At 36.1% G+C, this 19571-nt stretch carries 22 protein-coding genes and 3 pseudogenes; 7 read left to right on the top strand and 18 right to left on the bottom strand.

Going from position 1 to position 19571, the window contains the following annotated elements:
- Window positions 1-72 (bottom strand): annotated as a pseudogene (locus F905_RS15325) (IS1 family transposase); the annotation flags it as partial.
- 90 nt (window positions 73-162) lie between these two features.
- On the bottom strand, window positions 163-1005 hold the full coding sequence (locus tag F905_RS00200; protein ID WP_002002480.1) for a carbapenem-hydrolyzing class D beta-lactamase OXA-58: 843 nt from the start codon (window positions 1003-1005) through the stop codon (window positions 163-165).
- An 80-nt stretch (window positions 1006-1085) separates the two neighbouring features.
- On the opposite strand from F905_RS00200, the pseudogene F905_RS00205 reads away from it, so the two are divergent.
- The 3 genes and pseudogenes from F905_RS00205 to map all read left to right on the top strand — a co-directional run.
- A pseudogene (locus F905_RS00205) lies at window positions 1086-1454 on the top strand (IS1-like element ISAba3 family transposase); the annotation flags it as partial.
- A gap of 186 nt (window positions 1455-1640) precedes the next feature.
- Complete coding sequence (locus tag F905_RS00210; protein WP_005175435.1) at window positions 1641-1859, top strand: ParD-like family protein; 219 nt, start codon at window positions 1641-1643, stop codon at window positions 1857-1859.
- A complete protein-coding gene (gene map / locus F905_RS00215; RefSeq protein WP_005175437.1) occupies window positions 1852-2619 on the top strand; it encodes a type I methionyl aminopeptidase in 768 nt (255 codons plus the stop codon). The genes F905_RS00210 and map overlap by 8 nt, the downstream gene beginning before the upstream one ends.
- A gap of 178 nt (window positions 2620-2797) precedes the next feature.
- Here the strand turns inward: map and F905_RS00220 are convergent, their stop codons facing one another.
- From F905_RS00220 to F905_RS00230, 3 genes are all read right to left on the bottom strand, one after another.
- A complete protein-coding gene (locus F905_RS00220) occupies window positions 2798-3316 on the bottom strand; it encodes a plasmid replication DNA-binding protein (RefSeq protein WP_005175439.1) in 519 nt (172 codons plus the stop codon).
- A 78-nt stretch (window positions 3317-3394) separates the two neighbouring features.
- Complete coding sequence (repM, locus tag F905_RS00225) at window positions 3395-4297, bottom strand: replication initiation protein RepM (protein WP_005175440.1); 903 nt, start codon at window positions 4295-4297, stop codon at window positions 3395-3397.
- An 827-nt stretch (window positions 4298-5124) separates the two neighbouring features.
- On the bottom strand, window positions 5125-5880 hold the full coding sequence (locus F905_RS00230) for a hypothetical protein (RefSeq protein ID WP_005175443.1): 756 nt from the start codon (window positions 5878-5880) through the stop codon (window positions 5125-5127).
- Between the two features lie 221 nt (window positions 5881-6101).
- Between F905_RS00230 and F905_RS00235 the strand changes: the two genes are divergently transcribed.
- Window positions 6102-7385, top strand: a complete 1284-nt coding sequence (locus F905_RS00235; RefSeq protein ID WP_005175445.1) for a MobA/MobL family protein — start codon at window positions 6102-6104, stop codon at window positions 7383-7385.
- Here the strand turns inward: F905_RS00235 and F905_RS00240 are convergent.
- The 7 genes from F905_RS00240 to F905_RS00280 all read right to left on the bottom strand — a co-directional run bounded on the left by F905_RS00240 (window position 7369) and on the right by F905_RS00280 (window position 14046).
- On the bottom strand, window positions 7369-7602 hold the full coding sequence (locus F905_RS00240; protein ID WP_005175447.1) for a hypothetical protein: 234 nt from the start codon (window positions 7600-7602) through the stop codon (window positions 7369-7371). The genes F905_RS00235 and F905_RS00240 overlap by 17 nt on opposite strands.
- Window positions 7603-8240: 638 nt before the next feature.
- Complete coding sequence (locus F905_RS00245; protein WP_005175448.1) at window positions 8241-8531, bottom strand: hypothetical protein; 291 nt, start codon at window positions 8529-8531, stop codon at window positions 8241-8243.
- Window positions 8528-8929, bottom strand: coding sequence for a hypothetical protein (locus F905_RS00250; protein ID WP_034597323.1), 402 nt, complete (start codon window positions 8927-8929; stop codon window positions 8528-8530). Before F905_RS00250 ends, F905_RS00245 begins: the two co-directional genes overlap by 4 nt.
- 68 nt (window positions 8930-8997) lie before the next feature.
- Window positions 8998-10041, bottom strand: coding sequence for an Abi family protein (locus tag F905_RS00255; protein ID WP_005175450.1), 1044 nt, complete (start codon window positions 10039-10041; stop codon window positions 8998-9000).
- A gap of 211 nt (window positions 10042-10252) precedes the next feature.
- Entirely contained in the window at window positions 10253-11128 is an 876-nt protein-coding gene (locus tag F905_RS00260) for a trypsin-like peptidase domain-containing protein (protein WP_005175452.1), read from the bottom strand.
- A gap of 645 nt (window positions 11129-11773) precedes the next feature.
- Window positions 11774-13123, bottom strand: coding sequence for a chromate efflux transporter (chrA, locus tag F905_RS00275; protein WP_005175456.1), 1350 nt, complete (start codon window positions 13121-13123; stop codon window positions 11774-11776).
- Complete coding sequence (locus tag F905_RS00280) at window positions 13120-14046, bottom strand: chromate resistance protein ChrB domain-containing protein (protein WP_034597327.1); 927 nt, start codon at window positions 14044-14046, stop codon at window positions 13120-13122. The genes chrA and F905_RS00280 overlap by 4 nt, the downstream gene beginning before the upstream one ends.
- Before the next feature lie 190 nt (window positions 14047-14236).
- Between F905_RS00280 and F905_RS00285 the strand changes: the two genes are divergently transcribed.
- Complete coding sequence (locus F905_RS00285) at window positions 14237-14587, top strand: DUF3147 family protein (RefSeq protein ID WP_004644745.1); 351 nt, start codon at window positions 14237-14239, stop codon at window positions 14585-14587.
- Window positions 14588-14812: 225 nt separating this feature from the next.
- On the opposite strand, the gene F905_RS00290 is transcribed toward F905_RS00285, so the two are convergent.
- Window positions 14813-15379, bottom strand: coding sequence for a recombinase family protein (locus F905_RS00290; protein WP_005175461.1), 567 nt, complete (start codon window positions 15377-15379; stop codon window positions 14813-14815).
- A 500-nt stretch (window positions 15380-15879) separates the two neighbouring features.
- On the opposite strand from F905_RS00290, the pseudogene F905_RS15010 reads away from it, so the two are divergent.
- Window positions 15880-16032, top strand: a pseudogene (locus tag F905_RS15010) (DUF4113 domain-containing protein); the annotation flags it as partial.
- Between the two features lie 160 nt (window positions 16033-16192).
- On the opposite strand, the gene F905_RS00295 reads toward F905_RS15010, so the two are convergent.
- From F905_RS00295 to F905_RS00315, 5 genes are all read right to left on the bottom strand, one after another.
- The gene (locus tag F905_RS00295) at window positions 16193-16480 is read right to left on the bottom strand and encodes a type II toxin-antitoxin system RelE family toxin (protein ID WP_005175464.1); all 288 of its coding nucleotides are present in this window, start codon (window positions 16478-16480) and stop codon (window positions 16193-16195) included.
- Window positions 16470-16718, bottom strand: coding sequence for a type II toxin-antitoxin system Phd/YefM family antitoxin (locus F905_RS00300; protein WP_000192612.1), 249 nt, complete (start codon window positions 16716-16718; stop codon window positions 16470-16472). The genes F905_RS00295 and F905_RS00300 overlap by 11 nt, the downstream gene beginning before the upstream one ends.
- 99 nt (window positions 16719-16817) lie before the next feature.
- Complete coding sequence (locus F905_RS00305) at window positions 16818-17069, bottom strand: hypothetical protein (RefSeq protein ID WP_005175469.1); 252 nt, start codon at window positions 17067-17069, stop codon at window positions 16818-16820.
- A 268-nt stretch (window positions 17070-17337) separates the two neighbouring features.
- Complete coding sequence (locus F905_RS00310) at window positions 17338-17574, bottom strand: hypothetical protein (protein ID WP_005175472.1); 237 nt, start codon at window positions 17572-17574, stop codon at window positions 17338-17340.
- On the bottom strand, window positions 17571-18200 hold the full coding sequence (locus tag F905_RS00315) for an AAA family ATPase (RefSeq protein ID WP_005175474.1): 630 nt from the start codon (window positions 18198-18200) through the stop codon (window positions 17571-17573). The genes F905_RS00310 and F905_RS00315 overlap by 4 nt, the downstream gene beginning before the upstream one ends.
- A 452-nt stretch (window positions 18201-18652) precedes the next feature.
- On the opposite strand from F905_RS00315, the gene repM (F905_RS00320) reads away from it, so the two are divergent.
- Window positions 18653-19567, top strand: a complete 915-nt coding sequence (gene repM / locus F905_RS00320; protein ID WP_005175478.1) for a replication initiation protein RepM — start codon at window positions 18653-18655, stop codon at window positions 19565-19567.
- The last annotated feature ends 4 nt before the right edge of the window (window positions 19568-19571 follow it).

The following is a 19571-nucleotide window of genomic DNA, read 5'->3' on the forward strand; positions in this document are numbered from 1 at the left end:
TACTTTGATACCATTTTTCTTTATACTATCACTGAGGCAGGTTGGACATTTGATTGCTAGAGTTATTTGCATTTCTCTATTTTATCAAAATCCAATCGGCTTTTTCTTCAGCATACTTTTTGAAACACTACCAAAAATAGATTAACCTCAAACTTCTAATTCTTATAAATAATGAAAAACACCCAACTTATCTAGCACATCTAAAGACAATTGTTTACGTAGAGCAATATCATCACCAGCTTTCATTTGCATATTTAAAGCAAATGCCACCACTTGCCCATCTGCCTTTTCAACAAAACCCACATACCAACCCACTTGCGGGTCTACAGCCATTCCCCAGCCACTTTTAGCATATAGACGATTCTCCCCTCTGCGCTCTACATACAACATCTCTTTCACTTGTTGCTGAACTTCAGGTTTAAAAGGCAATTGCCCTTGGGCTAAATCATACACAAACTTTACTTCTTGTATAGGTGTAATTGTCAAAGGCCCTTTCAACCAAAATTGATCAACTTCCGTGCCTATTTGCATATTGCCATAACCAATACGTTGCAATTCACTTTGCATTAAGCTTGGACCAATACGACGTGCCAATTCTTGATATACAGGCACTGTAGATGCTTGCATGGCTTCGCCCAAAGTAAAATCTTTGTCCCATGCTTTAAAAAAACGTGGCTTTCCATCCCACTTAAATATTTCTGTAGATGTTGCTTTATGATTTTCTAAACCAATTAGTGCATTGGCAATTTTAAATGTAGATGCAGGAATATAAGCTGTTTTTGCTCGGTCTAAATGCGTGCCATATTTTTTAATATTTTGACCATCATATGTGACAAACACAGCATCAGCTGAGATTTCATTAAAAAGCGCTTGAACATTCTGATCGATGATTGAGTTATTCACTTGTGGAATTGTACTTGTTTTTGCTCGACTCATACTATGCTCAGCACAAGCCCCAATACTTATGCTTAAGCAAACTAAACTCAATATTTTTAATAATTTCATGATATACAACTTTAAAATTTGGTAGTGTTTCAAAAAGTATGCTGAAGAAAAAGCCGATTGGATTTTGATAAAATAGAGAAATGCAAATAACTCTAGCAATCAAATGTCCAACCTGCCTCAGTGATAGTATAAAGAAAAATGGTATCAAAGTAAATGGGAAACAAAACTATCAGTGCAAAGACTGTAAACGTCAGTTTATTGGTGATCATGCACTGAGCTATCTAGGATGTAAGTCAGGTATTACTCGTAAAATATTACAGTTGATGGTCAGAGGCAGCGGTATACGAGATATTGCTGAAGTTGAGCGCATCAGTATCGGTAAAGTTTTACGTACTTTAACTGAATCAACCTATGAAATTCAGCCTCAGCAAAGTCATTATGAATCTCTCGAAGTAGATGAGTTCTGGAATTTTGTTGGAAATAAAAAGAATAAACAATGGCTTATTTTTGTTCAAAAGTCATATTTTACCTCGGAGAAACCGGACATTTTTATTGGTGAGAATATAGACACTTTAAATGGGTTCTAACACTCTCGTTTCGTATAACAGCCATTATGTTAAATGGGGGTTGCTAATATCTTAGTATATATTTTAAAATAACAACAATATAAGCATAAAACATATATGGATTATACTATGGGTGTTGTAAATCTTGATGAAGAAACTCATGCCAATGTTCGCAAAGTAAGTATTGTTTCTTGTCGCTCAATAAATGCTCAGGCTGCTTTCTGGATAAAAATTGGAATGCTGTCTGAAATGAACCCAACTCTAAGTTTTAATGAAATAATGAATAATGAGTTTTTGACAGCAGGGGTCTCTACTGCAAATCTATCTAAAGAGATTTTTAATGATTAAAAATGAGTCAGAAATAAAATTAATGCGTGAATCAGGGCGTTTACTATCTTTGGTCTTTGACTATATTAATAAATTGAATTTATTAGGTAAATCTACTTTTGAAATCAATAATATTGTCGAAAAATATATTATCGAAGAGCTATGTGCACGACCTGCGAGTAAGGGGCAATATGGATTTAAATATGTGTTAAATCCATCAATTAATGATGTGGTTTGTCATGCAATTCCCTCTGAAAAAGAAATATTAAAAGATGGTGATATTATTAATTTAGATATCACGTTAGAAAAAAATGGTTACATAGCAGACTCAAGTAAAACTTATTTAATAGGTAATGTTAGCCTGTCAGCGCGTCGTTTAGTTGATACTACCTATGAAGCTCTGTGGAAGGGAATAGCTCAAGTAAAACCTGGTGCAAAATTAGGTGATATTGGTTATGCAATTGAGCGCCATGCGAAAAAGAATGGGTACACTGTTGTGAAGGAGTATTGCGGGCATGGAATTGGAAAAGAAATGCATGAAGAGCCCGCAGTATTGCATTATGGAACACTAAACACAGGAATTATTCTTCAAGAAGGAATGACTTTCACGATAGAGCCTATGCTAAATCAAGGTCGCAGAGCTACTTTTGTTTGTGATGATGGATGGACTGTTAAAACAAGAGATCATAAATTATCAGCACAATTTGAACACACCGTATTAGTGACTAAAGATGGTGTTGAGGTATTGACTCTTCGTAAAGAAGAATTGAAAAAAATCTAAAATTAACATAATACACCTTATACGAAATGCAATCTTTATTCCTTTAAAAATCAATTTCTTATATACTATTGAAAAGCCCATTTACCCTCAAATGGGCTTTTTTGTCGATTCTTCACGTTCCACGATTACTATTTGATCAATGTTGCACGGTTTTAATAAGCCCAGGTGAACAATCAAATCAGCCATACGGCTTAAAGAATCGGCTCCAAAAGCCTCTTTTTTCTGGTTCCGGTTGGACATGTTCCGGGACTAGAATGCGCTTATTCTCGATTACTTCAGGTTCTTTTGGAGGGATTGTGATCACTTCCTCTTTTTCTTCTGTCTCAGGCTTAGATTGAGTTGGCTCAGGATCAACAGGTGTAGTGACATGAGGTTTTGGAGCTTCCAATAGACGTTGCATGACTTCAATTTGTTCTTGGTAGAAGGCTTCTCGATCTTTGGCATCTGATACTTGATTTTTCAGCATGTCTATCTGCTGTCTAAGCAGTAAAACTTCTGCCGAACTTGGACTGTCTATTTTTACAGGGTCTTTTACATTCTGTTTTTTAGCAGGCTCTCCAAATACACGAATGGCTTCTGAAAAATCAATCTTATTGTCAGAATTTTTACTTAGAATTCCTTTGTTTATATGGTTGTATATGGTCTGTCTATTTATATTGTAAAGCTTGGATAATTCAAGAACTGAAAGGCTTTTCATGATGTAAAGCTATGCCTAATCTTGTCAAAAGTTGTTGTCTATTAGACTGTCTAATAGACAAATGAGCAAGCTTATATTTTATGCCGCTTTATAGCCAACTTTTTTAAGCAGTGGAGTAAATTCTTTTAATTTTTCTGGATCTTTAAGCATATCAGCAATCCTTACAGCAAATTGAGAATAACTTTCTGTCCCTTCAGAATATTTACTACTCACTTCCGGGAGTTCTGAAAGCTTCTTGGCAAATAAGAGACGTTGTGGATCTGTTAATGTTACTAAATTTGATTTTTTAGGTTTCTTCTGACGAAACTTAAATGAAAATCCTGAAATTATTCGACCAGTTTTATGTTGCTCGTATTGAGCTGTTATATCTGTCCATTCATTCACTTGTTTAAGAGCAAAATCTAAAACGTAAGTTTTGAAATTACTCATGGTCTTATACTGATTAACTTCAACACCTAGTTGTTGTCTGAATATTTGCAAATCAAAAATGGGGGTTTTCCCTGCTGAGCGCCATTGAATTAACAACTCATATAAACGAATTGCATAGGCACTAGTTAATCTAGCGACTTGTTGTAATTCATATTTAGTAAAATTTTCTTCTAAACGAGTAATAAGAGGGACGATATCTTGTGTGAAACGTAAAAAAACAATCCCTGAATTAGGTTCATAACCAATTTTATCTACCCAGCGACAGTGGAAACTGCGGTCTTTCCCCGTTTTGGGGTTAACGTCATGATAAGTAACATAACGGTCAAATAAGCTTTTAGAGGCGTCTTTAAGAACTGTATAAGCAGTATGTTTCTCAACATGGAAGGTATTAATATAGCTATTCGCATGAACCTCTAGAAGACTATTTTCAGTGATTCCATGTCCAGTTTCTCTAGCTTCAGCTATAGCAAGTAAAATTAAACGTTGTTCTACCATGTCTAGGGTGTAACTTGCCTGCATTAAAGAATTATCTTTAACGATTAATTTTGACATTTCATTCTTTATTATCTTAATAACTAGGTTGTAAGATAGACCATTCAAATGGTTTTAGCAATTCTCTTTTTAATGGGTCGATAAACCTAGTTTTAATACCCTTTAAGACAGATATAATTTCACTACTATTAAAAGGTTTAAGGTCCATAAATTTTAGTTTTAGTTCTTTTTAACATCAGATTTCGTATAAGAATTTAAAGGTCGACAAACCTAGTTTAAAGGTCGACAAACCTAGTTTTAAAGGTCGACAAACCTAGTTTTAAAGGTCGACAAACCTAGTTTTAAAGGTCGACAAACCTAGTTTAATTAAGTATGAAAGCCTTTTAAATAAAGGCTTTTATAGCATTTAAAAGCATTTAAAAGCATTAAAATAATTAAAAGCCCAGAGAATGATAAATTGCCCTATGTTTTCGCTACGCTCAAACTCTATTGAATCTCGCTATCGCTCGATTCTTGGGGCAATTTTTAGTAAATCTCGTTATGACTTTAAAAAAAGCACAAACAATTCGGAATTCGCTTCGCTCATAGTGCTTTTTTTACTCGCTTTCGCTCGTTCTAGAATCAAATTTTGGCATTTGATTTACGCTCTTTTAGATTTCACATACTAAAAAACAGTTTTTCAAAGAGTCGAAGCGCGAATTTTAGTTATGCCGCTCGTAGACACTCGCTCGGTATATACCTTCTAGGTATATTGTGAGTTTTGAAATGGATCTTGATTTGTATTTTTGCAAAATAAGCTAAATGCTCTTGTTTTGCGATTACAGCCACTTTATTGATTTAGACGTAGCTAACTCAAAAATTGGTTTAAAAGTGGCTGTAATCGCATTTTATTGCGGTTTTAAGTGACTATCTGCTTCAAAGATATAAAGTTCTGTACCGTGGTCATCATATTCACATAATCCTTCAATAACTTTGATAAACAATTCTCTGCTTCGAAAGTAGTTTTCAGTTCTTGGATGAATATATTGATAAAGCGTGGTGTTACTGACCATTCTGAAAAAATTTTGGTTATTGACGATGGTATTTTTAACTTTTTCTGGATCTATATTTTCGGTTGATAAATTAAGTTTGTTCCAGGCGGCTAGTACTGCTCCACCTAAAGCATATTTGAGCTGATTTTCTGCATTACGTTTCTTTTGGGCGTCTGTCAGTTCTTTATGACTTTTTTGCAAAATTTCGCGCTTGTGTTCATTCTCCAGCCGGATCCGGTTTTCCAAGGCTGCTTTTTCAATTTTCTGGTAAGACTCCAGGGCACGATCCAGGCGGAAGAAATTATCCTGATCCATTTCCTGTGTCAGTAATGCCAGAATTTCTGTTTCGTTGGCCAGAAGGGGCTGCTGGTTTTTATCCTTTAGCTTGATCTGTTCAATGAGGGCCTGTCTTTTTAAAAACTGGTTTTTATCACGGTCTGCAGCTTTCAGTAGATTGAGCTGTTTGTCATTGAATATGCCATTTGCTTGTTGAAGCAAGGTCAAAGCCTGCTGCTGGTTTTTCTTGAGGAAAGGGAGATTTTTAAGGAACTGCTGTAATGTCATGAGGTCATTTGAAGTGAGTATTTTCGCAGGTCTTCCACGGGCCGCCATCGCATTCTCCAGCATAAAATGGGTGAGGTTTTTGTGTTTTCAGTTTAGCATAGGCCGGCACGGGAAGAATTAAAAAAAATGTGGGAACATTTTTTTTAATTCTTAAGCTCGTTTCCGTGTTTTTAATTCGATATAATTACTACGCAATTATATCGAATTAAAAACACTTCTCCTCGTGCTCCGCAGGCTCTGCGAGGCTCCGTGAATTTGAAGGTGGGAATATGTTCTACTGCAATCTGGAACACACAACAAAAAAGGCCGTGAAGACCCGATCCGGAAAAGTGAAAAATGGTGCCACGGCCAAGAACCGGTTTCATTACATTAGCCGGACTTCGCATTTCAGAAATTACAAAGAAAGTGCTTCAGAACAGATTGAGTTTGTCAGATCGGGAAATATGCCGAATTTTGCTGAAGGGAAGCCGGCTGAGTTTTGGGAAGCTGCTGATATTTATGAACGAAGTAATGGCCGCACCTGTTCCAGTATGGTGGTGGCCTTGCCCAAAGAGCTGAGTCAGGCACAGCGGATTGAACTGGCCGAGCAATTCATTAGTGAGTTTGCAGACAGTTACCGCTATCCATTCACCTGTGCCATTCATAATCATGCTGGGTCCTTGGGAGGGAAAGAGCAACCGCATTTGCATTTCATGTACAGTGAGCGGCATGTGGATGGCATCGAGCGGACAGCAGAGCAGTTTTTTAAGCGTTATAATCCGAAGGATCCGCATAAAGGCGGGGCACAGAAGTTAACAGCTGATGTGTTAGGCATGGGAAAGGCGCAGCTGCAGCTGTATCGGCAGAAGACTGAAGAGCTTATTAATGAAAGTCTAAGGTATTATGCTCCCACCAAGATGGTGGAAATCCGGGGCATTCAGGTCGAGGTCCCTAGCCTGGTCAGCTGTTTATCCAATCAGGAATACAATAAGAAGCATGGCACACAGCTGAAGGATGTGCCTGTGATGAATAAGGCCGTCCGTTTTGCGCGTGAGAAAGAGCCAGCGTTAGTGGCCGAACGGGAAAGAATGACTGCTGAAATTAACCGGTTACGTGCTGAAAATAATTATGAGTTGTATCGTCCATTTTATGAGGCTGAATTAGAGAATCGAAAAACCATTGAAGAACAGCAAAAGCAAGTCGAGACTCCACGGACACGGCAGCGATGGTATGCCCAAGAAAAGTTATTGTTTTTACAACAGAAGATGCTGCAAACCTTATTGCAAGATCGTCAAACGACCCAACCGCTTAGGTTGATTCAGCATGATTTACAGACCTATATAGACCTTTTGAATACCGAGTCCTTCGATCGAGTCGAGAGGTTCGAATACTTAAGGGATCTTGGCCAACAATTAGAGGGTTCAGTTATTCAGATCGCCTCTATTGATGAAGAATTGGCATTTATTCAGCGGCAAGTCATCGAACGTGTGCCTTTGCAAATGAGGGAAAAGGCTATCGCTCCTGAAAAGACAAGGAATCAAGATAAGGATAATGGTTTTAGTCCTCGCTTTTAAGCCGATTATTTAAGGCACGCCACTGCATAAGCAGTACTGCTTCTTCATCTTTAATTGTGGTTTCTCCAGACTGGATCCGCTCAAAGCGTTCCCAGGATCTTTTTTCATGGGCTTTTTTTTCTTTGGGGTTCATGCCAAAGGTGGTGATAGATTGGGCTGTTGCCCAATCCTTACGATCCATTTCTTTGAGATGCTCACTTGTACTGAATTTTTTCATGGAAAATACTTCCTATAAGGGGTTAACCGAATTATTTGATATCTAATTCCCTAATGTGACAGAACCTAGAATTCCAACTATTAAGCCAAATGCAGAATCTTCTACTTGTATTTTAATAGATCATTCTACTTTTAGATTCTTTTATTTCTAGGGAGGTTACTATAGTAAGACTATGATTAATATAGTTTTATTGGGCTTACTGGCGAATTTTAGTTTCTTGAAGAAAAAGTAATATATTATTTATAAATCAATAGTTTACAAGATTAGTGGCGAATTTTAGATGACAATCTTCTAAAATTGTCATCTAAAATTCGCTCATAACTCATATTTTTTATTTATATCAATATCTTACATGTTGTTTTTTAAGCCTGATTAAATAAGCCTCACAATAGCAATAAATAAGTATAAAGAAACAAGTGCAGCGGAAATTTTAACCCTCTAATTCTTTGTTATTAAAAGCATGCTCAAAGAAGCAAATAAACAATTAGAGGGTTATGCTTTTCTTATCCAATTCACTACACTTTCCATTGTATAAATCATATGAAGCGTGGACACTAGATCCGCGCTTTTTTGAATTTCGCATAAGAGTTTTTATGTTAAATAAAAAAAGTCTGCGTATGGCAGACTTTTTTTAAATCTTAGGTTTCTTTAGATTTCAACTTTTTATTTTTCAATAAATACCAAGTATCAGATGGTAATAGACCTTGTCGATTAGAAGCAGTCTCTGCAAATAAAAATCGACCACTAGTGCCACGAATGGATGTAAATTCTTCATACAATTCTTGGGCAGAATTATCAGATATTACATAAAAGCAATTAGGCATATCAGTACGCCAAGTTTTTACTTTAGTCATTTTATTCAGGGCTAGTTTGACTTCATCTTTAGTACCTGTTTTATCACTAAAGACTAATAAATATGATTTGGTCATTTCGCTACCTTAGAAGATTTTTCATCACTATGTTCTAGAACTTCTAGGGTGGTTGGAAGTTCTGGATTAGTAGTAAGTATTTCAGAGGGACCTACTAAGCGGGGATTACTGTCGCCCTTTTGCTCACTCATTTCCAACGAAATTTTTTTAATTTGATAATCTTCGGATTGCAATTTATCGCGATCAATAAATAAGAGCACCATAAAACCAAACATTGCCATTAAAATAGGTGCACAACCTATGATAGATATCCATATTGGCAAGGTGGTGTAAAAAACGTTGGCAGCAATAGTTGGGATGCTAATGATACCGCATAGCCATAAAATAGGATTCAATGCGCTTTTAACAGTAAGTCTTCCACCAGATTGCATAGCTTTCTGAAAAATTTGATGATCCATGTCATCAACCAATTTGAAATAATGACAAATTATATCTTAAAGGTAATGACATGTATTCTAAGTAGAAACTAGGTGATAGGAAGTAGAGCATATATATTTCCATGATTTCTGTATATCAGGAAAGACTCTTGCTGCTTTAGTAAAGAATTTAAATTACGTTTCAATATACTGGAATGTAAACAGTGATCAAAGTTCTGATATCTGTTGATATAACTATTAAAGCCATTATTGGAGATTAGCCATTTTAGGTAATAGTAATTTTTAGATGATTGGTAGTCTTGAGCCAAATTGATATCAATCCATTTTAAAAGTTCAATGAATCTATGGTGAAGTAGATTTAATCTTTGAAAAGTCTCAATTTTATTAGTTGTTTTTGTAGCGATAACAGTCCCTTTTTTCTCTGTAGAAGTAGGGATCTCATCATAAAGATCAGGTAATTTCCATAGAGGTTCATGATGTGCAATTCTATTCCTGAATTCATTTAAGAGTTCGAGTCGATTAGATACTTGTTGTACATTGTCAACATTAAGCCAAGGATTAGAAGCAGTTGTTGGAGAACTTCGAGAATTGGCTATAAATGATTTGGTTAAACGATGGTTTGGAAAAATATTATTTAATTGCTGATCCCATGGCATAGATAAGTTCTTAGGAATCAATGAACACCAAAAACCGAGAGTTAAGCCTGCAACTAAATCATCAGGAAATATTGGAACTCTGAGAGGACTTCCTGATTTATGATGAGTTTTATCTAATACTTTTTGTAAGCTTTTTTTTTCAAGTAATCTAGTTTCATACCAATTACATGAATCAGCAGTCCCAAGCGTTGGAACATTTTGATATCTGAAAGATGATCTTGCAGGTACACGTTTTGCAATAACTTGTTCTTTGGGAATGCTATAAAAGTGATTACTTAAGGTTAAGTGGAATCTATTTCTTAGAATAATTTCAATGAGATTAATTACTTTGAAAAAAGTAACTGATACTGTTTCATTCCATTGATAACAAGCAATTAGTTCTTCTGAAGATAGATGAGAACCGAAATAGTTTTTATAAGAATTAATTCTTGAATGAGATATAGAATTAAAAAATGCTGCACTGTCCGAAATTTGCATTAAAAATTAGCCTGTTACAAAAAACTATTGTTTATTGAGTTAATAATAGCTAATATTACGTTGTAGGCGCACATAACGCTAACTACTAGGTCCCCTTTTTAGCAGATTTAGTGGGTTATTTGACGCAATGAATTCAAAAGGCAGCTAGCAATAGCTGCCTTTTCTTATTTTTTCCTAAGTTGAAATATCCTACCCAATAACTAAATAGCAATTATTTCACTTCAATATTTTCTATAAAGCTCTCTTTCTCTGTGGCTTTTTTCTTTCGTTGTTCATAGTCATTGACTGCTAGGTCATATAGCTCTGGAAAGATAGAGACATGCCATACTCTTCCAAGATCAGATTCCTTATTTACCCTTCCACAGTAAATACCTAAAAACTTCCACACACTTTTATTTGCAGCTGTATGCTGTATTATTTTGCCTTTTTCTAAGTCAATTGTTCGGTATGTCCCTTTACGGAAAGCTACTACGGCAGAACCAGATTGTCCTTGTCTGGTTCTGCAATCAATTAAAAAAACAGGATTATCTTTATTAATAAGTCCTAATTCTTGTGCTAAAAAGCCTGTTGACCAAATTGGAAACTTTCCATAAGTAGTTAGCCCAAAAGGAAAACCAATAACACTAACTGTTTCAGAGGGAACGATATCTAATGGCGCATCATCTAAATCTAAGTCTAAGTAATATGGGAGAGTTCTAACATCCGATCCCCATTCTAGGTTTAGTGCAACAACATCAACATCACTACCTAGCGTTGGGTGTTCATACCAATATTTTGTACCATCTTCTCTATAAAGAGGTAGTTTTATTGGAAGCCACTCTCCTATAGCTTCATCTAGGTTTTTATGAAAATAAATAACGATATGGGTTGGTTCAGCTGCGGTTGGACTGATGTGCTTACCATCTATTGGATTTCTTCCTGTTACATTATGTTTATTAGTAAAAAATACACATCTTTTTTCTTTATCTCTTGCTACAAGAAATCCTGTTCCATTTGCTAAAAGAGTTTCTTCAAAATACATTTCAAGATATAAGCTCTTTGATGAAAGTACTTCTAATGGAAATGATGGACTATCAAAACTAAACATATTTATCCCATTATTTTTAAATAATAATTACTTAGATTTTCTAAAATTAACATAATACGAATTATGCGAATCAAAAAAAATTGGTAATAAAAAACCCCGGCATCCTGCCAGGGTTTCTCATATTGGGTTGCTAGGTATGACTCCTGTCTTACCTCACATCCTGGTGCGATCTTTCTTATTCTTGTTATTTGGAACATCCTGTTTTCTATGGCTTCATCATAGGAAATTTCCAGTATTGCGGATAGCAGCAAAGGGCCGAGATTGGTGTGAGCCAGGGCGTACAAAATAGCCTAAATTTTATCCCCAGCAATTGGGGATAGTTTTGGAACCTGGATCCGCATGGAATGGGCACTGATTGCCAAATTGATCATTTATTAATCAAATTTCTTGGCAAAATGTTACAGATTCGCTTAAAAACTCACCAACTTATTACAAAAGCCGATTTTTGTGCGTTTTATGATCAGGCTGAAATTTTTAAGTTATTGATTTTCAAATTAATATACAAGTGTATTGCGTATAACCACCATTATGTTAAATGGGGAGTGATTTAGTGGAATATTCTTTAATATTTTATATGAAAGAAGATACCTTGAATCGTGTCAAAAGAAGCATAGATTTTTTATCCATACCTCTAGTGTTCATTCTTTATAGTAAAATTTTAATCGTTAAACCCACTAAAGCAGAACCGATGATGACTCTGAGCACACTTTGATTAAATTTAAATAATGCGACTACAGCTAAAATTGCAATAATGGCAGAGATATAATCAAAATTCCCTTCAAAACCCTGTGGCCAAAGCACGTGGTAACATAAAAAGAGTGCCAAATTTAAAATTACGCCCACCACGGCAGCGGTAATGGCGGTTAAAGGGGCAGTAAATTTAATTTGATTGTGTGTGGACTCTATAACAGGTGCTCCGGCTAAGATAAAGAAAAATGAGAAAATAAAAGTAAACCACGTGACGATGATTGCACCTAATGCACCTGCAATAAATTGATGTTCAGCACCCAACAGCGAATGGTTATAAGCTGCTAAGAAGCCGACAAAAGCCACCACCATGATCAATGGGCCGGGAGTACTTTCACCTAGGGCTAACCCATCGATCATTTGAGTTGGGGTGAGCCAGTGATAAAAACCGACAGCGCCTTGATAAACGTAAGGCAGAACAGCATAAGCACCACCAAATGTCAGAAGTGCAGCTTTAGTAAAGAACCAAGCCAGTTGAGTATAAGAATGACTCCATCCCAAAACTGCTGTTAAAGAGATGAGTGGAATTGCCCATAAAAGTGCTGAAATTACAGTTATTTTGATCAGATGAGACCATTTAAAAACAGCATGTTCAGGTGTAGGGGTATCATCATCAATAATTGCACGTCCATAGGATTTTTGACTGGACTGATGTGCATTTAGCTTAAATAAATCAGGATACTTTTTACCGACCAAATAACCCGATATCGCTGCACATAAAACGATTAAAGGGAAAGGAATATTAAAAATAAATATTGCAAGAAAAGCGATAACTGCAATCGCCCATAGAAATTTATTCTTTAATGAACGACTGCCAATACGATACGTGGCATGAAATACAATTGCGGCAACTGCGGGCTTAATGCCATAAAACAAACCGGCAATGATCGGGACGTTGCCATATTTCACATAGACCCAAGACAGCCCAATGAGGATAAAAAGAGAAGGTAGAACAAATAAAACCCCTGCAACGATGCCACCTTTGGTTTTATGCATTAACCAGCCAATATAAGTTGCAAGTTGTTGAGCTTCGGGGCCGGGTAAGAGCATGCAATAATTCAATGCGTGCATAAAACGCTGTTCTGAAATCCATTTTTTTTCTTCAACTAACTCTTGGTGCATAACAGAGATTTGCCCGGCAGGGCCACCAAAGCTAATGAATCCCAGTTTTAACCAAAATTTGAATGCTTGCCAAAAGCTGATAGATTCAATTTCTGTTTCATCTATTAAATATGGCTTATTATTCATGTTAAATTCCTTTGAAAGTCTGCATATAAGCCATCAAAAATATGGTTTGAAAGATGGAGTAATTGATCATCATCTGTGATCGTGCTTCTTAAGCCTTGCAAGATTTTTTCAATGCCTAAGGCTTCGGCAGGCTCATTTCCCCCAACATCTAAAAAATGAACAATTTCAGCGATTTTATTTAAAGCAGGGTTTTGTAATTCAAAGCTATGCATTAACACTTCAAAAGTGACTAGATGATTGATATGGGTAAATTGGGCATCATCAAAATCAAAACCTAAGGTATCTTTGGGGCAATCATTGGGATGCTCTAACCAAATAAATTTTGCCTGAGGGTCTACAAATTTCTGAATGATCCATGCCGATGCCAAACGGTCAACCCAAGGACGCTTTCTGGTTGCCCAGATTTTATTTTGAAAATCTTGCTTGCATAGGACTTTTAATTGCTGTTCAAAATTATTGGGTTCATCGTATTCACCTAACCGGGCAATAACTTGTTCTAATCGGGTGAGTTCATTCAGTGTTTTGCTTTGATGAGTATTTGGGAAAAAATCTATTTCTATCAGTGAATTGAGCTTTTTTCTTAATTTTCGAATCTGTTTGAGATGTTCTTTTTTCTTATTTTCCTCAAGCGTATTTTGTATTTGTGAAATTTCAGTTCTCAGTTCTTCATATTCTCCAGTCCTGTCGAAAAGTTGAGCAAGGTCTAAATGTGCAGGAGGTTCAGTCTGAAAGATATAGGCATGCCCATGTTCATTAAGATGATCATGAACAACAGACTCGAATTTTTCAGAATGTGCTTCGGGTAAGAGGTAAACACCATCTCTTAAAGTTACTGCACCATTTGACTTTAATGAACGCCAAATTCGCATTCTTGCGGTTGTGCTTTGACTGGGAAGTGATGAGATCAGTAATGATATTTTCATGTTATAAAATCAACAAATTTTGTTTATCTTATAACTATTTTAAAAGATTAAAAATAGTTTTCCTTTAATAAGAATATATGTAAAAGTCATAAAAGATTTTTCTATCCTTTAATAGTAAATTCAACAGATGCTTATAACTTAGCAGTTTGTAAAATAGAACTTTATAAATCTATTCATCTAAGAAATGCACATGGTCTGGCTTATTGCTAAGTACGCTCTAACTGCTGGAATGGTCATACTTATTTCAGAAGTTGCTAAACGTAGTGACCGTCTAGGCGGATTGATTGCAGCCTTGCCTATCGTAACGATACTTGTGCTGATATGGATGAAACTTGAGAATCAAGACCCGCAGAAAATTTCAAATCATGCTTGGTATACCTTTTGGTATGTAGTACCGACATTACCTATGTTTTTAGCATTCCCAATACTTTATCAGCGTTATGGATTTTGGCTATCTCTAGCCATTTGCTACGTAATGACCATTCTTCTTTTTCTTGCATGGGCAGCTATATTGCACCATTTCGGTATTGATTTGCTGTAAATGAACTAGGGGCATGAATGTTAGTTTTTCTAAAATTAACATAATACACCTTATACGTAATGCTTGATATTTCTCTTTAAATATCATTATATTAAAGCAAGCCGTTCTGGAATATAGGGCACCAGAGCGGCTTTTTATTGATTATTCATATTCCACGCTTAAAATTCGAACAGTGTTTCATGATTTTTATAAGTTAAACTAAATTTAGTTGCCAATCCCAATAAGCTATTCACTAACTTGTAAATATCGGTATACCGCCTGACGACTAATCCCAAAAGCTTTTCCTAATGCCATTTTTGATGGATACTTCCCCTCCTTCCATGCTTGTCGCAAAGCGTCAGCTTGATCAGGCTTCAATTTATGTACCCGGCCTTTGTACTTTCCTTGAGCCGAGGCGAGTTTAATTCCTTCCTTTTGCCGTTCCAGAATAATTTCACGTTCGAACTGTGCAAAAGCTCCCATCAATTGCAGCATCAAATTATCCATCGGGGTGGATTCGGCTGTAAAAGTAATATTTTCTTTTACAAACTGGATAGCGATCCCTCGTTTGACCAGTTTATCTACTTCAGTGACCAAATCTTTTAGGCTTCGCGCAAAACGATCCATGGAATGTACAATCACCCTGTCCCCTTCCCGGACATAGTTCAACATTTCCTGAAATTTAGGTCGGTCAGTATTTTTACCTGAAGCACGGTCAACAAAAATCCGGTCGACCTCAATTCCTTCAAGTTGACGTCCAGTGTTTTGCTCGACAGAACTTACCCGGACATACCCTACTTTTTGGCCTTTCACTTTTTCACGCCCCAATTGGATAAAAATGAACAATTTCGTAAATTATAAATCTTTAACACTAAAGTTACATGTTACTTATGATTAAAAATCATTTAAATGATACATAATTTCATGAACTTTCAGATTGTAACTTTAGGGTATAGTCTAATATTACAAATATCAATAAGAAGATACTTTGATTTTTAAATCTCTAAGCAAAAAATCATTTACAAAATCACATACACAAAGTATGTTTATAAAACACAAAACTGAACCATGGTTTGTGTTCTCTAGTGCTTGATGGTAATGCTTATTACCATTAGTGAAGCGCCCAGTTTTTCAAATTGGGCGTTTTAATTTTTTTAATTAATAATTAAAATTCAATAAATTTCATTTAGTTAAATTACAAAATACTGAATAAAATGATTACGCATTCTTGTTCATAGTCTATCACTCATTCCTTCTTCTAATAGCCCATCAATAATTAAATTACATGGCTAATTTTGCAAATACCTTCAGTTTTAATGGAAACACTAGAAAAGATTCAATATAAGTTTAGCAAGACAAAACTGGCACTTGGAGCAAGTATACTACCCAATAGGACATGGAAGATGACCAGAGATAAGTTGACACATAACTACTTTAAGTGGGATCAACTCTTGGTTGTGAAATAGAGATGATACCCTATTAAATGCACAATTATAGTTTCTAATTAGTTTTAATTTAGTTTTAATTAAATATTAAAAAACAACTAAGATCTGTAAGATATATTCCATATGTGCATTAAGCAGGAATTCTTTCCTTAAGGAATTCCTGCTTAATGCAATCAATTACTTATGAATGTCGAGAGTTGGCTTCATCATACACAGCATTGTTTTCACGTCTGCCTACGGCAATGACGATGACAACAACCTCATCATCAATCACTTCATAAACCAAACGATAACCAACACTGCGAAGTTTGATCTTGTAGCGGTTAGGATGTCCTGAGAGCTTATTCTTGGGAATGCGAGGATTCTCTAGTACCTTGATCAGTTTCTTCTTCAATGGTTGCTTAATACTTGGATTAAGCTTATTCCATTCTGCTAATGCTTCTTCTAAAAAGTCTAACTTATAGGTCATCAATATTTACTCGAATGCGTTTTTGATTCGCACGAGCATCTGCAATTTTGTTGAGTTCCAGGTCTTCCAGTTGTTCCATCATGGTTTCATACAAATCAGCCGGAACACAGTAAAACGCTGGTGTATTACGATTAAGGATCGCTACAGGTTCACCTTTACCTGCTAACACTGTATCCATCGGACTCTTTTTGAGTTCAGTAATACTTGCAGTCATTCGTGCATGGATTAATTGAGTCATAGTTAGGCCTTTATAAAGTTAAGTGTTTGCAGTTTGGGTTGAATCAGTGACGAGGAGCATCTTTGCAAGATAAGGCATCACTGAACGAAATGCCTTTAACTACTTACGATGTTGCTCAATAATATCTATAGGTTGTTGCATCTCTAGCTCAGCTAACCCAGGAGCTACAACAAGATCACACCATAAAAGTATCTTTAGAGCTTTTTCTAATGTAGTAGTTTTAGTTACCTGACACTCTTCCTCTCTTTCATCCATCAAATCGAATAGATGTCTGAGTTCCTGCATACGAACTTCATCTTCTCGTTTCAAACGAGATTTTTCAGTTATAGTCCAAACAGCATCAGAATTCATAGGTTCTCCTATTCAACGCTATGACTATAGCATTCCTAGAAGCACATTTAAAGATATGATTAAAAAACTCTAATGAGTGCTTTTCGCTACTCGATAAACGGTAGAAACTCCACAACCAACTGCTTTAGCTATTTCATCCTTGGTCATATTCCGACATGATATAGGTCTAACAGATACAAAAAAGCCCTTAATCATTAAGGGCTTTTTTACATTCAAATTACAACCAATTAACAACTAAAATAGTTTTACATCAGTTTCAAAATAGTTGCTATTCTTCACTAAGTTTTTTCAAAGCAAATCTGAAAATTCCATTATGCGTTTGCCCATACTTTTCAGCTAACTCAGTGAGCAACTGATACTCATATTCGTTCATTGGAATTGTATGCGTCTTAAATTTTCTAGGTGCTTTCGGATCTAGTTGTTGTTGTTTCTGCTCATCTGCCCCGTTGATGAAAGCATCTACATCAGGAGACGTTGGCTTACTGACTTCTCGTTTTTTGATCATGCTAACAATTCCTTCATGAATGCCTCAAATTCTTCAACTGCTTTAGGGTTATTGGATTCCACTACACCTTTACCTTCGGCTGCTACATCGCGATAAACCTTTCTGTCATGGATTACTGCAGATAATGCTGTGAACAAAGGGAAATCAGCTAAATACTCATTTGCCTGTTGTACTTCTGATACAGACGGATTCGTAGGAGCTAAGGTGAGTAAACCAAATGGTTTCAGTTCATCATTAAATGACTGTGCCTGATCTATTACTTCAGAGAGATGAGGTAATGTATCCAGGTCAAATTGTGAAGGTCTAAATGGCACTACAAGATAATGAGCTGCCAACATTGCTGTTCTAAGCTCTTTACTATCATGCCCTGCTACATCTACAACAACATAGTCATAACGGCTGTCTAGATCTTTCAGTGTGTTTTTGATGTCACCATACCGTTGTACACAATGTACTTTAGGTAGATTAGTTTCATCTCTGTCCTTGACCCAGTTAGCTGAGCTTTGTTGAGGATCTGCATCAACTAACACAATGTCTTTGCTATATTTGGCAAGGTAAGTTGCTATGTTGATGGCTATTGTGGATTTCCCACATCCACCTTTTTGGCTTCCAATTAAGATGATCATTTTACTTGTAATTTGTAACTAATTTGAATCCAATATAGTTACATTTTAGGTTGATGTAAATAATGGGAATACATTGCTAAATTTTGGTTTAGCATTAATCTACGTTTTCCCACCTATATGGAAATCTCTCCTTCAATTCGTCTTTACCACTGTAAATGGATACTCGTAAAACAAGAAATTCTCTTAATTTTTAGACAATAACCTTTTTTATTTTTAAATACTTTTAATATTTTTTATTTTTAAGACCTCTGTAAGCCTTATGTAGCAAGCGTTTCAGAGGTGATAAGTCTACGTTTTCCCACCTTTAAGTCTACGTTTTCCCACCCATAAGTCTACGTTTTCCCACCCATAAGTCTACGTTTTCCCACCTTTGAGTCTACGTTTTCCCACCTTGTGCCTACATACATAGTTGATGTATCCTAATGCCATAATTAAAGGAAAAGACCTCAATAGTGAAAAATGATCTAGTCGTGAAGGATAACGCATTAATCAATGCTAGCTATAACCTGGATACAACAGAACAGCGACTAATTTTATTGGCAATTGTCCAAGCAAGAGAGTTAAGCAAGAATGTGGATGCTAATAGCGTTCTAGAGGTCCATGCTCACCATTACATGAAGCAATTCAATGTTGATAAGCACGCAGCCTATGAGGGGCTTAAAAACGCTGCTAGTAATCTCTTTGAGCGCAAATTCAGTTACAAAGGTATCCACGAGGGAACTCAACAGGAAAAAATCGTCAAATCACGTTGGGTATCCAAAATAGCCTATGTAGATTCAGCAGGTATCGTAGAACTCACTTTTGCGCCTGATGTCATTCCATTGATTACTCAACTTGAGAAGTCATTCACTGCTTATGAACTTAAGCAGATTAGCTCGCTGACAAGTAAGTATGCGATTCGCCTTTATGAGCTACTAATCCAATGGCGTAGTGTGGGCAAGACACCTATGTTTGATATTCATGATTTTCGCTTCAAGCTTGGATTAGCTGAAGGTGAGTATGCGAAGATGGCGAACTTTAAGGTTCGAGTATTAGACATAGCATTGAACCAAATTAATGGACTTACAGATATCGTTGCTTCTTACGAGCAACATAAAACTGGACGTGTGATTAGTGGCTTCTCATTTACGTTCACAACTAAGCAACAACCTAAGGAAGTCACGCACACCAAAGCTAAGAAGCTAACTGACAAGCAGATTCAATTCTTTGCCAACAAGCTGGCGCACTATGATCCATTTGCAAGCCAAAAAGCTGCAGTAGGTGAAAGCTATGCTGATCTAGAGAAAAGACTTCTGATTGAATTACAAGATGAGAAGTTCATTCAAAAGTACAATGATGTGTTCAAGGAACTTGGTTTAGAGATATAAACAC

This window comes from Acinetobacter sp. CIP 53.82, assembly GCF_000369465.1.
GTDB lineage: Bacteria > Pseudomonadota > Gammaproteobacteria > Pseudomonadales > Moraxellaceae > Acinetobacter > Acinetobacter indicus.

What these genes read in the sequence shown, in the direction of transcription:
- F905_RS00310 (WP_005175472.1), bottom strand. Translation starts at nt 17,574, where the DNA reads ATGATCAAAAAACGAGAAGTCAGTAAGCCAACGTCTCCTGATGTAGAT.
- chrA (WP_005175456.1), bottom strand. Translation starts at nt 13,123, where the DNA reads ATGAATAATAAGCCATATTTAATAGATGAAACAGAAATTGAATCTATC.
- F905_RS00210 (WP_005175435.1), top strand. Translation starts at nt 1,641, where the DNA reads ATGGGTGTTGTAAATCTTGATGAAGAAACTCATGCCAATGTTCGCAAA.
- F905_RS00280 (WP_034597327.1), bottom strand. Translation starts at nt 14,046, where the DNA reads ATGAAAATATCATTACTGATCTCATCACTTCCCAGTCAAAGCACAACC.
- F905_RS00305 (WP_005175469.1), bottom strand. Translation starts at nt 17,069, where the DNA reads ATGAATTCTGATGCTGTTTGGACTATAACTGAAAAATCTCGTTTGAAA.
- F905_RS00255 (WP_005175450.1), bottom strand. Translation starts at nt 10,041, where the DNA reads ATGCAAATTTCGGACAGTGCAGCATTTTTTAATTCTATATCTCATTCA.
- F905_RS00315 (WP_005175474.1), bottom strand. Translation starts at nt 18,200, where the DNA reads ATGATCATCTTAATTGGAAGCCAAAAAGGTGGATGTGGGAAATCCACA.
- repM (WP_005175440.1), bottom strand. Translation starts at nt 4,297, where the DNA reads ATGTCAAAATTAATCGTTAAAGATAATTCTTTAATGCAGGCAAGTTAC.
- F905_RS00285 (WP_004644745.1), top strand. Translation starts at nt 14,237, where the DNA reads ATGGTCTGGCTTATTGCTAAGTACGCTCTAACTGCTGGAATGGTCATA.
- F905_RS00235 (WP_005175445.1), top strand. Translation starts at nt 6,102, where the DNA reads ATGTTCTACTGCAATCTGGAACACACAACAAAAAAGGCCGTGAAGACC.
- F905_RS00300 (WP_000192612.1), bottom strand. Translation starts at nt 16,718, where the DNA reads ATGACTCAATTAATCCATGCACGAATGACTGCAAGTATTACTGAACTC.
- F905_RS00240 (WP_005175447.1), bottom strand. Translation starts at nt 7,602, where the DNA reads ATGAAAAAATTCAGTACAAGTGAGCATCTCAAAGAAATGGATCGTAAG.
- F905_RS00220 (WP_005175439.1), bottom strand. Translation starts at nt 3,316, where the DNA reads ATGAAAAGCCTTTCAGTTCTTGAATTATCCAAGCTTTACAATATAAAT.
- F905_RS00250 (WP_034597323.1), bottom strand. Translation starts at nt 8,929, where the DNA reads ATGGATCATCAAATTTTTCAGAAAGCTATGCAATCTGGTGGAAGACTT.
- F905_RS00295 (WP_005175464.1), bottom strand. Translation starts at nt 16,480, where the DNA reads ATGACCTATAAGTTAGACTTTTTAGAAGAAGCATTAGCAGAATGGAAT.
- F905_RS00260 (WP_005175452.1), bottom strand. Translation starts at nt 11,128, where the DNA reads ATGTTTAGTTTTGATAGTCCATCATTTCCATTAGAAGTACTTTCATCA.
- map (WP_005175437.1), top strand. Translation starts at nt 1,852, where the DNA reads ATGATTAAAAATGAGTCAGAAATAAAATTAATGCGTGAATCAGGGCGT.
- F905_RS00245 (WP_005175448.1), bottom strand. Translation starts at nt 8,531, where the DNA reads ATGACCAAATCATATTTATTAGTCTTTAGTGATAAAACAGGTACTAAA.
- F905_RS00200 (WP_002002480.1), bottom strand. Translation starts at nt 1,005, where the DNA reads ATGAAATTATTAAAAATATTGAGTTTAGTTTGCTTAAGCATAAGTATT.
- F905_RS00230 (WP_005175443.1), bottom strand. Translation starts at nt 5,880, where the DNA reads ATGGCGGCCCGTGGAAGACCTGCGAAAATACTCACTTCAAATGACCTC.